9 protein-coding genes and 1 pseudogene are annotated in these 14,457 nt (G+C 75.1%); 7 read left to right on the top strand and 3 right to left on the bottom strand.

Translation table 11 applies throughout. The features are described 5' to 3' along the window. The first annotated feature begins 11 nt into the window (after positions 1-11). From PVK37_RS04675 to PVK37_RS04660, 4 genes and pseudogenes are all read left to right on the top strand, one after another. Complete coding sequence (locus PVK37_RS04675) at positions 12-845, top strand: MBL fold metallo-hydrolase (RefSeq protein WP_275032489.1); 834 nt, start codon at positions 12-14, stop codon at positions 843-845. Continuing rightward, positions 842-4,438, top strand: a pseudogene (locus PVK37_RS04670) (adenylate/guanylate cyclase domain-containing protein); the annotation flags it as partial. The gene PVK37_RS04675 and the pseudogene PVK37_RS04670, both read left to right, overlap by 4 nt. 135 nt (positions 4,439-4,573) lie before the next feature. Next, positions 4,574-5,032, top strand: a complete 459-nt coding sequence (locus tag PVK37_RS04665; RefSeq protein ID WP_275032488.1) for a hypothetical protein — start codon at positions 4,574-4,576, stop codon at positions 5,030-5,032. 31 nt (positions 5,033-5,063) lie between these two features. Beyond that, entirely contained in the window at positions 5,064-6,581 is a 1,518-nt protein-coding gene (locus PVK37_RS04660) for a serine/threonine-protein kinase (protein ID WP_275034958.1), read from the top strand. Positions 6,582-6,659: 78 nt separating this feature from the next. Here the strand turns inward: PVK37_RS04660 and PVK37_RS04655 are convergent, their stop codons facing one another. Then, entirely contained in the window at positions 6,660-6,980 is a 321-nt protein-coding gene (locus tag PVK37_RS04655) for a hypothetical protein (RefSeq protein ID WP_275032487.1), read from the bottom strand. Between the two features lie 351 nt (positions 6,981-7,331). On the opposite strand from PVK37_RS04655, the gene PVK37_RS04650 reads away from it, so the two are divergent. From PVK37_RS04650 to PVK37_RS04640, 3 genes are all read left to right on the top strand, one after another. Further along, complete coding sequence (locus tag PVK37_RS04650) at positions 7,332-9,101, top strand: alpha/beta hydrolase (protein WP_275032486.1); 1,770 nt, start codon at positions 7,332-7,334, stop codon at positions 9,099-9,101. A 124-nt stretch (positions 9,102-9,225) separates the two neighbouring features. Beyond that, entirely contained in the window at positions 9,226-10,146 is a 921-nt protein-coding gene (locus PVK37_RS04645) for a transporter substrate-binding domain-containing protein (protein ID WP_275032485.1), read from the top strand. Further along, positions 10,143-11,225, top strand: coding sequence for a hypothetical protein (locus tag PVK37_RS04640; protein WP_275032484.1), 1,083 nt, complete (start codon positions 10,143-10,145; stop codon positions 11,223-11,225). The genes PVK37_RS04645 and PVK37_RS04640 overlap by 4 nt, the downstream gene beginning before the upstream one ends. Positions 11,226-11,236: 11 nt before the next feature. Here the strand turns inward: PVK37_RS04640 and PVK37_RS04635 are convergent, their stop codons facing one another. Both PVK37_RS04635 and PVK37_RS04630 read right to left on the bottom strand, forming a co-directional pair. After that, positions 11,237-12,400, bottom strand: a complete 1,164-nt coding sequence (locus PVK37_RS04635; protein ID WP_275032483.1) for an acyl-CoA dehydrogenase family protein — start codon at positions 12,398-12,400, stop codon at positions 11,237-11,239. Continuing rightward, positions 12,397-14,442 (bottom strand): ATP-binding protein, encoded by a 2,046-nt coding sequence (locus tag PVK37_RS04630; protein WP_275032482.1) that lies wholly within the window; start codon positions 14,440-14,442, stop codon positions 12,397-12,399. Before PVK37_RS04630 ends, PVK37_RS04635 begins: the two co-directional genes overlap by 4 nt. Positions 14,443-14,457 lie beyond the last annotated feature (15 nt).

Raw genomic sequence — 14,457 nt, 5'->3', positions numbered from 1 at the left:
CGATCACAGCCATGACCGGGCACATGACGACGCCGGCGGCGGCGCTGGCGGACTCGCTGCCGGACTGGGTGACGTTGCTGCGCGCGCCGAACCCCGGGCCGATGACCCTCGACGGCACCAACACCTGGCTGCTGAGCCCGCCGGGCGGTGACTACCGGATCGTGGTCGACCCCGGCCCCGCCGACGAGGGGCACCTGGCCCGGATCGCCGGGCACGCCCCGGTCCGGTACGTGCTGATCACCCACGGGCACCCGGACCACACCGAAGGGTCCGCCCGGCTCGCCGAACTGCTCGGCGGGGTGCCGGTGCTCGCTGCCGACCCGGCGCACTGCCACGGTGGCCCGCCGCTGACCAGCGGTACGGCGCTGGGCGACGACGGCCTGCGGATCGAGCTGCTGCCCACCCCCGGCCACACCGCCGACTCGGTCTGCTTCCTGGTCGGGCGGGGCGACGAGCAGGTGGTGCTGACCGGGGACACCATCCTCGGCCGGGGCACCACCGTGGTCGCCCACCCCGACGGCGACCTGAGCGAGTACCTCGCCAGCCTGGCCCGGCTGGCGACGTACCGGGGGATCCCGGCGCTGCCCGGCCACGGCCCGGCGCTGGCCGACTGCGGGGTGGCCGCCGACTACTACCTGGCCCACCGGCGCGCCCGGCTCGACCAGGTCCGGCAGGCGGTCGCCGAGGGCGCCACCACCCCCGCCGAGGTGGTCGCCCGGGTGTACGCGGACGTCGACCGGTCGCTGTGGTGGGCGGCCGAGTGGTCGGTCCGCGCCCAGCTCGAACACCTCGACCGGTCCGGCCGGGAATCCGGCCCCCGGGCGGGCGGGTTGGACCAGCCGTGACCTGCCCGGTGTGTGGCACCGTCGCCGTGCCCGGCGCGCGGTTCTGCCACAACTGCGGGGCGGCCCTGCCGGCCGCCGCGACCCTCCCGGCCGCCGAGCGCCGGGTGGTCACCGTCCTCTTCGGCGACCTGTCCGACTTCACCTCCTGGTCGGAGGACCTCGACCCGGAACGGGTCGGCGCGGTCACCGACCGGGTGCTCGCCGCGCTCGCCGGGGCGGTGAAGACCTTCGGCGGGCACGTCGACAAGCTCACCGGCGACGGGATCATGGCGGTCTTCGGCGCGCCGGTCGCCCACGAGGACGACGCCGAGCGGGCCGTCCGGGCCGCGCTGTCCATGCAGCGGGCGGTCCGCCGGGTGCTCGACGACGAGCGGGGCGGCGGCGCGCCGCTGGGCCTGCGGGTCGGCCTGAACACCGGGGACGTGATCGCCGGCATCCAGGCCGCCATCGAGTACACCGTCATCGGGGACACCGTGAACACGGCCGCCCGGTTGGCCGACGCCGCCGCCGTCGGAGCCGTCTACGCCGGTCCGCGTACCTCCGCCGCCACCCGGCACGTGGCCTCCTGGCGGGCGCTGCGCCCGCTGCGCCTCAAGGGCAAGCGGGAGCCGGTCGAGGCGTACGAGCTGCTCGGTCTGCTGGACGCCCCGGGCACCCGGTCCGGTCTCGGTGACGAGGCCCCGTTCGTGGGTCGGGAGGCCGAGATCGGCCGGGTCGCCGGCCGGCTCGCCGAGGTGATCGACCGGAGCGAGCTGCGGGTGCTGCTGATGACCGCCGAGGCGGGGATCGGCAAGTCCCGGTTCGCCGCCGAGGTGGAACGGCTGGCCGCCGGGTACGACGTCGGGGCCGGCCGGTACGCCGCGCACACCGGCGCCCGGGTGCTCTCGGTACGCTGCGCCGCCTTCGGTGAGCGCCGCCGGCTCGCCCCGCTGGCCGACCTGGTCCGGGCCGCGGTGGGTCTGCCCCGGGACGCCTCGACGGCGGTGACCCGGGCGGCGGTGGAGGAACGGCTGCGCCGGCTCGGCCAGCGGCTGGCCCGGCTTCGCCCCGTACCGCCGCCGCTGGCCACCGACCAGCTGCTGGCCCTGCTCGGCTACGTCGACCTGCCCGGGGCGCACGGCAGCCCGACCGACGACGCCGAGTTCAGCGGCAGCAACCCGGCCCCGGACGCCGACGCGGTGCCGGCCGCGGTGGCCGACCTACTCAGCGCGCTGGCCGCCGAGGCCCCGCTGGTGGTGATCGTCGACGACCTGCACGACGCCACCGGTGAGACCATCCAGGCGCTCGGCGTGACGCTGTCCCGGCTGACCGGGCCGGTGCTGGTGCTGCTGCTGGGCCGGCCCGAACTGGTCCGGACGGCCGGTACGCTGACCCGGCTCGCCGACGCCGAGGTGCACGCGCTCCCCCCGCTGCGCGGGGCGGACGCCTCCCGGCTGCTCACCACATACCTCGGCGGCGGCCGGCTGCCCCAACCGGACGCGGACCGGCTGCTCGCCACCGCCCAGGGCAACCCGTTCTACCTGGCCGAGCTGGTCACCCTGCTGATGGAGCGGGGCGCGCTGACCGCCGGGGCGGAGCGGGAGGGCAGCGGTCCGGCCACCTGGCGGCTGGCCCCGGGTTCGCTCGGCAGCCGGCTGCTCTCCCGGGACCTCGCCGCCGTCCTGGCGGCCCGGATCGACGCCCTTCCGGCGGAGGCCCGCTCGGTGCTGCGGGACGCCGCCGCGGTCGGCGACACCGTGCCGGCCGGCGCGCTGGAGGCGTTGCGGGAGCGGCGTACCGGGCGGGACGGCCGACCGGCGGCGGTGGTCGCGGTGGAGCTGGAACGGGCCGTGGAGGAGCTGCTGCAACGCCGGATGCTGCACCGCACCCGGACCGGGTACTCCTTCGCCACCCCGCTGATGCGGGAGGCCGCGTACGCCGGGGTCAGCAAGGCGGACGCCGCCGACCGGCACGCGGCGCTGGTCCGCTGGGCCGCGCCCACCGACGACGCGGGCGCGCCGGTGCCGCCGGGCGGGTTCACCGACACCGCCCGGGACGCGTTCGTCGCCGAGCACGCCGAACGGGCCACCGCGCTGGCCGACGCGGTCGGCCTGCGCCCGGACGCGCCGGCCCGGACGGTGGCCCCGCTGGGCGTGGCCGCGCTGGGTCGGGCCGCCCGCCGCGCGCTCTCCGCCGGGGAGCCGGCGCTGGCCGTCGAGTACGCCGAACGCTCCGCCGAGCTGGCCCGGGACGGGCTGCCGGCGGCCGACCGGGTGGTGCACGCCCGCGCCCTGCTCCAGGTGGGCCGGGCCACCGACGCGCTGGCCTTCGCCGAGAAGATCGCCGCGAACGCGGCCGATGACGGCGGAACCCGGGCCAGCGCACTGCTGCTCGCCGGGCAGGCGTACCAGAACCTCGGTGACCTGGGGCGGGCGGTGGCGAGCTGGCAGGAGGCGTTGCAGGTGGCCGTGGCCGCCGAGCTGCCGACCCTGCGGGCGTCGGCGATGCGCCGGCTCGGCATGGCCGACTTCGTCACCGGCCGGCTCGGGCAGGCGAGCAGCCGGCTGGCCGCCGCGTACCAGGTCAGCCTGGCCGCGCAGGACCCGCGCGGGCAGGCGTGGTCGTTGCAGAACCTGGCCTGGGTGACCACCACCCGGGGTGACTTCGCCGGCACCGACGCGGTGCTGGGCCGGGCCGCCCGGCTCTTCGCCGAGCTGAAGGACCCGTACGGGCGGGCCTGGCTGCGCGGCACGACCGCGTTCGCCCGGCTGCTCGCCGGCCGGCTGGGTGAGGCGTGCCGGCTGGCCCGGATCTTCCTGCCGTTCGGGGAGCGGATCGGCGAGGCGTGGGCGGTGGGCACGCTCCGCGCCGTCGAGGCGTTCGCCGCCGCCGAGCTGGGTGAACTCGCCGAGGCGGACCGGTCGGCCCGCCGCGCGTACCGGGACTTCGTGGCCGCCTCGGACGACTGGGGGCGCGGGTTCGCGCTGGTGGTGCGGGGGGTGATCGCGCGCGGGCTGGGCGAGCCGGAACACGCCGCCGACCTGCTCTCGGACGCCCTGACCCAGGCGGAGGGGACCGGGCACCCGCTGCTCACCGGGATGGCCGGCACACTGCGCGGGTTCGTCGCGCTGGACCTGGGTGACGGTGAGGCCGCCGAGCGGTACGCGCGGGCGGTGCTGGCCGCGGTGGAGCCGCACAACCCGCAGGCCCCGGCCCAGGTGGGTCCCCGGGTGCTGCTGGCGATGGCCCGGCAGGCGGCCGGTGACCCGGGCACGGCGGTGGGCCTGCTCGCCCCGGTCGCCACCGCCGCGAACACCCCGGCCCTGCTGTTCTCGCGCCGGCAGACCATGGCCCGGTACGCGTCCGCGCTGCTCGCCCTCGGGCAGCCGGAACAGGCGCTGGACTGGGCCCGTCGGGCGGTGGCCGCGCCGGCCGAGGACGTCCGCAGCCAGGTGGTGGCGCAGACGGTGCTGGCCGAGACGTCGGTGGCGTGCGGGCGTCCGGTGGAGGCGTTGGCCGCCGCCGAGGAGGCGGTCCGGCTGGCGTACGCCACCGAGCAGCGCAGCGAGCGGGCCGCCGCGGACGCACTGCGGGCCCGGTTGACCGGTGCGGGGGGCGCTGCCGGTTCCGGGTCCGGCCCGGCCGGCTCGTCGGGTTTTGCCGGTTCCGCTGATGCCCCGGGGCGCGTGGCCGGTTAGCGTGTGGGTTCACGCGGCGGCCCCCCGCCGTGCCCGCACAGGAGGACGTTCATGAGGCTGCCGCGTTCCGCCGCCGGCTGGACGGTCGCGGCCTTCGGCGCGCTGGCCCTGCTGATGGGTGTGGTCGGGCTGCTCTGGCCGGCCGGGCTGCTGGCGTTGCTGGGGTTGACCGTGCCGGCCGTCCGGGCCCCCGGTGACCACACCGGAACGTTCCTGGTGGCCTCGTCGATGGCGGCGGTGAACATGGGGGTCTACTACCTCCTGGCGGCGGTCACCGAGTGGCGGCCCTTCTTCCGGTTCACGGTGGTGTTCCGGACGCTCACCGTGCTCGTGTTCGGGATCGCGGTGCTGGCGGAGATCGCGCCGGTCCGGTTTCTCGGGGTGGCGGCCTGGGAGGGCCTGGGGGCGTTGGCGACCGCGCTCGGCCTGCGGTGGGATGCCCGTCGGGGCATCCCGGTGACCGGGGTGGAGGCGACGTCATCGATACCGGTCACGGGTGCGGGCCGCTGAGCTGCCGGACGAGTTGGGTATTTTCGAAGCTGTGACCGCCACCCCGCCCGGCGCCCTGCCGAAGCCCATCGTGCCCGGTCTGACCGATTTGCAGGTCTTTGCCCGGGGTGGTTACGCCACCGTGTACCGGGCCGTCCAGATCTCCGTCGGGCGGGAGGTCGCGGTCAAGGTCGAGAACCGCACCCTGGACAACGAACGGGACCAGGCCCGCTTCCTGCGCGAGGCGCGGGCCGCCGGCCGGATGTCGTCCCACCCGCACGTGGTGGACCTCTTCGACGTCGGGGTCACCGTCGACCAGCACCCCTACCTGATCATGGAGTTGTGCGACGGTTCGTACGCCGAGCGGATGCGGACCTCCCCGCTCGGCCCGGTCGAGGCCCGGGACCTCGGCGTCAAGATCGCCGACGCGTTGGCGCACTCGCACGCGGCCGGGGTGCTGCACCGCGACGTGAAACCGGCGAACATCCTGTACTCGCACTTCAACTCGGCGGTCCTGGCCGACTTCGGGCTGGCCGTGCTGGGCGAGATGCGCGACCCCACGGTCACCATGGAGGTGCTCACCCCGGCGTACGCGCCGCCGGAGATGTTCAGCCACAGCCCGCCCTCACCCGCGGTCGACGTGTACGCCCTCTGCGCCACCCTCTACGCGGTGATGCACGGCCGGCCGCCCCGCTGGCAGGCCGAGCGCAACCCCAGCCTGGTCACCGTGCTGGAGCTGTTCAACCACCCGATCCCCGGGCTCCCCGGCGTGCCGGACGAGCTGATCGACGTGCTCCGGCTGGGCATGTCCAACGACCCGCAGGACCGCCCCTCCGCCATCGAACTGCGGAACATGCTGGCCCGGCTGCCGCTCGGCCCGGCCGAACAGGGCCCGACGACCGGGCACGGTTCGCCGTTCGTCTCACCCTGGACCGACACCGGCCCGCGCCGGACCACCGGGTCGACCGGTGACGACCCGGTGTCCCGCCGGCCCGAACCCCGGCCGCCCACCGAGGACGGACACCCGACCGTGCCGGCCCCGGTACGCCGGCGGCGACGCTGGTTCCTGGGCGGGGCGGGCGTGCTGGCCCTGGTCGCCTCGGCCGGACTGGGCGCCTGGATCGGCAGCCCCTCCGGGGAACCGGACCCCGGGCCGTCCACCACCGCCGTGGCGGGCGTGCTGCCGGGTTGCGCCGACGGCACCGCCACCCTGCCCCCGGGCGGCCGGTGCACCGACGAGCTGTACTGCTTCGGCCCGGTCCGGGTACGCGGCAGCCACGCCGAGGCCGCCGAGGTGCGCTGCGACAGCCGGCACACCTGGGAGAGCTACGCCGAGGGTGACCTGCCGGACGCCCTGGTCGGCGCCGACCATGCCACGGTCAAGGCGGACCCGGCGGTCCGTCGGGTGTGCAACGAGACGACGTTCCGACTGACCAGCGGGTTGACGTACGCGGCGGGATGGAACCTGGAGGTCCTTCCGCCGGCCGCCGCGACCAGCGACCGGACGTACCGGTGCCTGGCCGGCCGGGGGGTCGACAGCCTGGCGGTGCCCACCCTCACCCTGCGCTGACCCGGCGCGCCCGGCGATCGCGGGACTGGGCGGGGCCGGCTCGGGGTCAGCGGGCGCGGGGCCGAGGTCGGCCCGGGGTCAGCGGGCGCGGTGGCGTTCGCGCAGCGCCGCCACCATCCGTGGGTCGTCGAAGCTCTCGAGGGTGTCCGCGTCGATGCTGTGCAGACCGCCCGACCGGTGTGCCGGCGGCGCTGCCACCGCCGGCTCGGCCGCCGGCTGGTGACGGGCGGCGTTGACGGCCACGCCCGCGACCGTCGCGCACAGGACGACCAGCAGGGCCAGCGCCACCCCCAGGATGTCGTCGCGGCGCAGCACGACCAGGGTGACCAGCAGGGAGACCGCCGCGAGCGAGGCGGTCACCGCCAGGATCCGGGCGCGGGACCGGGGTAGACGCGTCACCCGTACAGCATCGTCGGCTGGCCGGGGCTGTCAACCACCCGGGGTGGGCGACAGCCGGATCGGACGGTCGCCCAGCCGGTCCGGCACCGCGACCCGGCCCGCTCGGGGCGGCAGCGCGGCCGGACCGGCACCGCAGGCCGGCAGTTCGGCAGTGAAAGGCCGGTGGCCGGACACAACAGCGTCGGCAGGGCCGTTCCTGTTACGGCATTCCGTCGTTTTTCGCTCCATCCTGGACGTGGCGACCGCGACCGGTGGCCCGACCTGCCTAGAGTGACGGCAGGTCGCCGCTCACCAGCGATCCGTACCCGTCCTCCAGCGGAAGGCAACCGCATGCGACGTACCGCCCGGTCCTTGACAGCAGCAGGAATCGCCGGCCTCGTCCTCGCCGGGCTCGCGGTCAGCCCGGTCAACGCCGTACCGGTCAAACCCGACGCCCCGGCCCCGCCCGGCCCGGCCGAACGGACCAGCCCGCTGGAGGCCCGTCGGGTCGACCGGGTGCCGACACCCCGCATCGCCTGGACGCCCTGCTACGACTACGCGGAGTGCGCCACCGTCCGGGTGCCGCTCGACTACGACCAGCCACACGGGCCGACCACCGCGCTCGCCGTCCTCCGGGTGAAGGCCCGCGACCAGCAACGCCGGATCGGCAGCCTCTTCGTCAACCCGGGCGGCCCGGGTGGCGCCGGCACCAGCCTGGCGCTCGCCGCGCCCTACTTCCTCGGCGACGACGTGCTCGACCGCTTCGACGTGGTCGGGGTCGACCCGCGCGGGGTGGGCGGCAGCGAGCAGGTCCGCTGCTTCCGGTCCCCGGAGGAGCAGGCCGAGCAGTTGGCCGGCCTGAACGTGGCCTTCCCGACGACGAAGGCCGAGGAGAAGGCGTACGTGGCCGCCTCCCGGGCGATCGGGCGGGCCTGCTCCACCACCGGCCAGCCGCTCAGCGGCGCGATGTCCACCGCGCAGGTGGCCCGGGACATGGACGTGCTGCGTCGGGCCGTCGGCGACCGCAAGCTCAGCTTCCTCGGCTTCAGCTACGGATCCGCGCTCGGCCAGCAGTACGCGAACATGTTCCCGGACCGGTTCCGGGCGCTGGCGATCGACGGGGTGCTCGGCCCCCGGGAATGGGTCGGCAAGCCCGCCTCCGGCGCCACCACCCAGGAGGACCGGCTGCGCAGTGCGCAGGGCGCCAGCAAGGCGCTGCGCGAGGTGCTGGCCCGGTGCGCGAAGGCCGGCCGGGACGCGTGCGCGCTCGGCAGCGACCCGGCCGCCAGCTTCGACCTGGTGGCCCAGCGGCTGCGGGCGAAGCCGCTGGTCATCGAGGACCCGGACCTCGGGCCGGTCACCTTCGGCTACGCCGACTTCGTCACCAACACGTTGATCATGCTCTACAGCCCGGACGGGTACGCCTCGGTGGTGGCGATGACCGCCGAACTGCTCGTGCTGACCGACCCGGACACCGCCACGGCCCGTCGGAGCAGCACGTCGGCCGCCCTGCTGAACCGGGTCGACCAGGCCCGGTCGCAGGTCAGCCGGTACGACGACGGGTACGACAACAGCCTGGAGACGTTCCTCGGGGTGGACTGCACCGACGCGTACCACCCCGGGGACGCGATCCTCTGGCCGGCGTTCGCCGCCCGCGCCGACCGGCGCGACCCGTACTTCGGCCGACTGTGGACCTGGGGCACCTCGCCGTGCGCCCGCAACACCTGGACGGTCCGGGACGAGGACGCCTACACCGGCCCGTTCGACCGGCGCACCGCCGCCCCGGTGCTGGTCGTCGGCAACTACTGGGACCCGTCGACCAACTACCAGGGCGCGGTGAGCGCCGCCCGTACCCTGCCGAACAGCCGGCTGCTCAGCAGCGACAGCTGGGGGCACACCGCGTACGGCACCTCGGCGTGCGCGACCGGTGCCGTCGACCGGTACCTGCTCACCGGCGTACCGCCGGCCGAGGGCACCGTCTGCGTCGGTGACGTCCAGCCGTTCGGCCCCGCCCCCACCGGGGCGACCCTGCGGGCCACCGGAGCCAAGGACGACCTGGCCGCGCGGGGCGTACCGGGCCGGGGTGAGCCGAAGCGGCTGCCGCCGGTGGTCGCGCCGTTCCCGGTGCTGAACCTGCGCTGATCCCCGCCGTACCCGAGGGCGCGTGACCCAGGTCACGCGCCCTCGGTATGGAAGCCGACAGCACAGTGGATGGCCGTGGCTACTGTGGGTGGCTCCCGGTTCCGCGCTCCCGGTGAGGTCGCCGATGAACCTGCCCGCCCGGCATCAGCTCCGATCACTGGTCACCGCGGTCGCGGTCACCCTGACCCTCGCCCTCGCCGGCATCGCCGGCTGCGAGGGCCAGCAGGACCCCGGACCCCCCTCGGTCCGGGAGAAGCTGCGCGAGTCCCACATCGACGGTCAGCCCGTCCTCCGGATCGGCGTGTCCGCCGAGGACCCGGAGAACGGCGCGTTCGTCGACTTCGAACGCGAGATCGCCAAGTACATCGCCAAGAACCTCGGGTACGAGGGGGCGGACATCGAGTACCACCCGCTCAACACCGAGGAGCGGATCACGGCCCTCCAGAGCGGCCAGGTCGACCTGGTGATCAGCAGTTTCTCGATGACCGAGGAGCGGGAGAAGGACGTCCTGTTCGCCGGCCCGTACTTCGTCACCACCCAGGAGGTGCTGGTCCCCCGGAAGCTCAAGGACCGGGTCCGCACCATCGAGGACCTGCGTGACCCGCAGCTGAAGGTCTGCTCCAGCGGCGGCTCGACCACCGAGGACGAACTGAAGGAGCGCGGCATCCAGCCGCGCCTGGTCATGAACGTGTCCGACTGTGTCCGGGGCATGCGCGCGGGCAAGTACGACGTGGTCAGCTCCGACAAGGCGATCCTGGCCGGGTTCCTCTCCCTGTACCCGGAGGAGTTCGAGATCGTCGACATGCCGTTCGGCACCACCGAGAAGCTCGGCGTCGGGGTGCCGATCGGTGACCCCGCCCTGCGTGACCTGGTCGCCTACTTCCTCGGCAAGAGCCACGAGCAGGGCCGTAAGACCGGCAACAGCCCCTGGCTGACCGCGTACCAGACGACCCTCGGCCGCTGGCTGGAGGCGGACCTGCCGCAGCCACCGCCGCACGACGTACCGGACCTGGTGGACTTCGACGACAAGGCACCGACGCGATGAACGCCCCGACCGACGACCGCCCGTCGGCCGGGGCCGTCGAGGAGCGGCGGGCCCGGGCCAGCCAGTCGTTCTGGACGCTGGTCGTCGGCGTACCGGCGATCTTCTCGGTGCTCCGGCTGGCGGTGGAGGCCGGCGGCGAACTCCAGACCACGCTGCTGCTGGTGGCGAACGTCGGGCCGGTGAACCTGATGGCCGGCTTCCTCACCACGACCGCCCCCCTCGTCTCCACCGCACTGGTGGCCATCTTCGCGCTGGGCGCGGTCTTCGCCACCAGCCTCGACAGCCCCGCCCCCGGTGCCGTCCCGACCGGTCGGGACGGCGGCCGGTCGACGGCGGCCCAGACCGACGGTCGTTCGCCACCCGGCCCGGTCCGCCGGCCGCTGTTCGCCCGGTTGGTCGACATCACCCCGGCCTGGCTGGTGCTGGCGAGCTTCCTGTTCGCGCTGGTCACCTGGGATCTGCTCTACCTGCCGCTGCTGTTGCCGGCGGTGGCAGCCGCCTTCCAGTTGACCCTCGGGCGGCTGCACGAGCACACGGCACCCCGGCTGCTGCTCCTGGCCGGCCTGCTGGCCGGGTACGGCTGGCTGGTCGCGCCGACCCTGGTCGACGCCTGGCGGCAGGGTGACCTGGTGGCCGTCCTGCTGATCGGGCTGCCACCGTTGCTGGCCGGTGGGGTCGCCGGGCCGCTGCCCCGGGTGGTGCTCCGCCCGCTCGCCCCGCTCACCCAGGCCGCCGTGCTGCTCACCCTGGTCTGGGCGGCCCTGCCGGTGATCACCACGCCGGTGCTGCCGCTGACCGTGGTCACCGTGGCCCGCCCCGACGGGGGACACGAGGACGTACGGGGGCACGTGGTGACCGTCGACGACGTGAACATGGTGGTGCTCCAGGCCCGGGGCGGGGTGCGGTTCGTCCCGGTGGACCAGGTGCGGGGGCAGGTGCTCTGCCCGAACGAGGACGAGCTGCCCCGGCACCGGCTGCGGATCCACGACTTCCACGTCGAGGACTCGCTGCTGGAAGGGCTCGGCCGGCGGGTCCGGCCGGTGCACCGGATCGACGCCGCCTGCCGCGCCCCCGACTGAGCGGTAGGACGCTAGTACGACCGGTCCTGGTTCAGCACGTGCTGGGCGACGAAGTTGAGGATCATCTCCCGGCTGACCGGGGCGATCCGCGCCGCCCGTACCGCGCCGAGCAGGGTGGCGACACCGTACTCGGTGGTCATGCCCGCGCCGCCGTGCGCCTGCACGGCGGTGTCCACCGCCAACGCGGCGGCCTCGGCGGAGGCGTACTTCGCCATGTTCCCGGCCACGCCGGCCTCCAGGTCCCGCCCGGCGTCGTACAGGGTGGCCGCCTTGTAGATCATCAGCCGGGCCAGTTCCACCTGGATCGCGGCGTGCGCCAGCGGGTGCGACACCCCCTGGTGGGAGCCGATGCTCCGGCCGCCCCAGACGCTGCGGGTCGCGGTGTACTCCGAGGCGCGCTCGATCGCGTACCGGCCGGTGCCGGCACCCATCGCGGCGACCGTGATCCGTTCCGGGTTCAGCCCGGCGAACAGTGCCGGCAGGCCGGTGTCCGGTGAGCCACCCAGCAACGCGTCGGCGGGCAGCCGCACCTCGTCGAGGTAGAGCAGGAACTGGTGCTCCGGAGAGACGATCTCCATGTCCAGCCTGGACCGGGTCAGTCCGGCCGCGTCGGTCGGGACCAGGAACAGCGCCGGCTGGAGCTTCCCGGAGGTGAAGTTCTCGGTACGCGCCACCACCAGCACGTGTTCCGCCTCGTCCACGCCCGAGATGTAACACTTGCGGCCGGAGAGCACCCAGTCGTCGCCGTCGCGGCGGGCCACCGTACCGAGGCGGTGGAAGTTCGAGCCGGCCTCCGGTTCGGTGATCGCGAAGACCACCTTCCGGGAGCCGTCGGCGAGGCCGGGCAGGAAACCGGCCCGCTGCTCCTCGGTACCGTGCCTGGCGATCACCGTGGCCGCGATGGCGGGCGAGACCACCAGCAGGAGCAGCGGGCAACCGGCGGCGGCCAGTTCCTCGCAGACGATCGCCAGTTCGGTGATGCCGCCGCCCCCGCCGCCGTACTCGGTGGGGATGTTGACGCCCAGGTAGCCGAGCCGGCCGGCCTCCGCCCACAGCTCGGTGGTGTGCTCACCGGCCTTCGCCTTCTCGACGAAGTACCGGTGGCCGTACCGTCGGCCCAGCGCACGCACCGCGTCGCGGAGCTGCTCCTGCTCGTCGGTGAGGTCGACGTTCATCGCGGGTCCTCCTGGGGGTGGGGTGACGCCGGCCGGTCCGCGCCGCTGTCGGCTACGACGGCCAGTACGGCTCCGGTGTCGACCTGGCCGCCGGCCGGTACCGGCAGGGCGGTGACCACGCCGGTCGCCGGGGCGAGCACCGGGTGTTCGAGCTTCATCGCCTCCAGGGTCAGCAGCAGCTCACCGGCGTCGACCCGCTGCCCGACCGCGACGTGCACCCGGGTCACCGTGCCGGGCAGCGGCGCGACCAGCGAGCCGGCGGCCAACGCCCGCTCCGGGTCGGGGAAGCGCGGCGACTCGGTCAGCGCCGTCGCCCCGTCCGGGCCGGCCACGAAGACCGCCGGCCCCACCCGGTGTACGCGCCACGCGCGGCGTACCCCGTCGATGTCCAGCAGCACCCGGTCCGGGGTGGCGTCGACCAGGACCACGGAGCGCCCGCCCGCCGGCTCGGGCAGCGCGCGCGACGTGCCCGGCCCGCTCGGTGGCACGGTGGTCCACTCGGCCAGCGCGCCGGTGCGGTCCAGCCGGTAGCGGACCGTCAGCTCGCCGCCGTCCGGGTCGGTGAACCGGGTGAACTGCGGGAACGCCGGCACGTTCCGCCAGCCCGACGGTAGCGAGCCGAGCATCGGCGCGGCGGCGCGGCGGGCGGCGGCCGAGGCGAGCGCGGCGGCCAGGGCCGCCACCGGCAGTTCGTCGGCGGGCAGCAGCGGAGCGAAGACCTCCGGGTGCCGGTCCAGGAAACCGGTGTCGACCTGCTCCGCCGCGAACGCGGGACTGCGTAGCACCCGGACCAGCAGGTCCCGGTTGGTGGTGACGCCGTGCAGTTCGGCGCGGGCCAGCGCGGTGGCCAGCCGGCGGGTCGCCTCGGCCCGGGTGGGTGCCCAGGCGACCAGTTTCGCCAGCATCGAGTCGTAGTGCACGCCGACCGGCGAGCCGTCGACCACGCCCGAGTCCAGGCGCAGCCCGGCGGTGGGGGTGAATTCCCCGGTCACCCCGGGCACGGCGAACCGGTGCAGGACGCCGGTGGCCGGCCGCCAGCCCCGGGCCGGGTCCTCGGCGCACAGCCGTACCTCGACGGCGTGGCCGGTGACCGGCGGGGCCGCCGCCAGCGGCAGCGGTTCGCCCCCGGCGACCAGCAGTTGCAGCCGGACCAGGTCCAGGCCGGTGACCGCCTCGGTGACCGGGTGCTCGACCTGGAGCCGGGTGTTCATCTCCAGGAAGAAGAACTCGCCGGTCGGGGCGAGCAGGAACTCCACCGTGCCCGCGCCGACGTAGTCGACCGCCCGGCCGGCCGCCACCGCCGCCGCGTGCAGCCGGTCCCGCACCCCGTCGGGCAGCAGCGCCGGGGCCTCCTCGACGATCTTCTGGTGCCGGCGCTGGACCGAGCAGTCCCGGTCGCCGAGGGCCAGCACCGTACCGTGCCGGTCACCGATGATCTGCACCTCGACGTGCCGGCCGTGTTCGACGTACCGCTCGACGAAGACCGTGCCGTCGCCGAACGCGCCGGCCGCCTCCCGCCCGGCGGAGGCCACCGCGTCGGCCAGCCCGGCGGCGTCCCGGACGATCCGCATGCCCCGGCCGCCACCACCGGCGGAGGCCTTGACCAGCACCGGGAAGTCGGTGACCTGGGCGGGATCGGTCCAGGTCGGCAGCATCGGCACACCCGCCCCGGCGAGCAGCCGCTTGGCCGCCAGCTTGTCGCCCATCGCGGCGATCGCGCCGGCCGGCGGCCCGACCCAGGTCAGCCCGGCGTCGACCACCGCCGCCGCGAAGTCGGCGTTCTCGGCGAGGAAGCCGTAGCCGGGGTGCACGGCGTCCGCGCCGGTACGCCCGGCCGCGTCGAGGAGCAGGTCGATGCGGAGGTACGTCTCGGCGGGAGTGTTGCCGGGCAGCCGTACCGCCCGGTCGGCCTCGGCGACGAAGGGCGCGTCGGCGTCCGCGTCGGAGTGCACCGCGACCGTCTCCACGCCGAGCGCCCGGCAGGTGGCGAAGACCCGCCGGGCGATCTCGCCCCGGTTGGCGACCAGCAGTCTGGTGATCATCAGCCCCTCACCTCC

It is taken from the genome of Micromonospora cathayae, from assembly GCF_028993575.1.
In the GTDB taxonomy this organism is placed as follows: Bacteria; Actinomycetota; Actinomycetes; order Mycobacteriales; family Micromonosporaceae; genus Micromonospora; species Micromonospora cathayae.
Note: the sequence above shows the minus strand (reverse complement) of the source record. Positions and strands in the feature narration are given on the sequence as shown.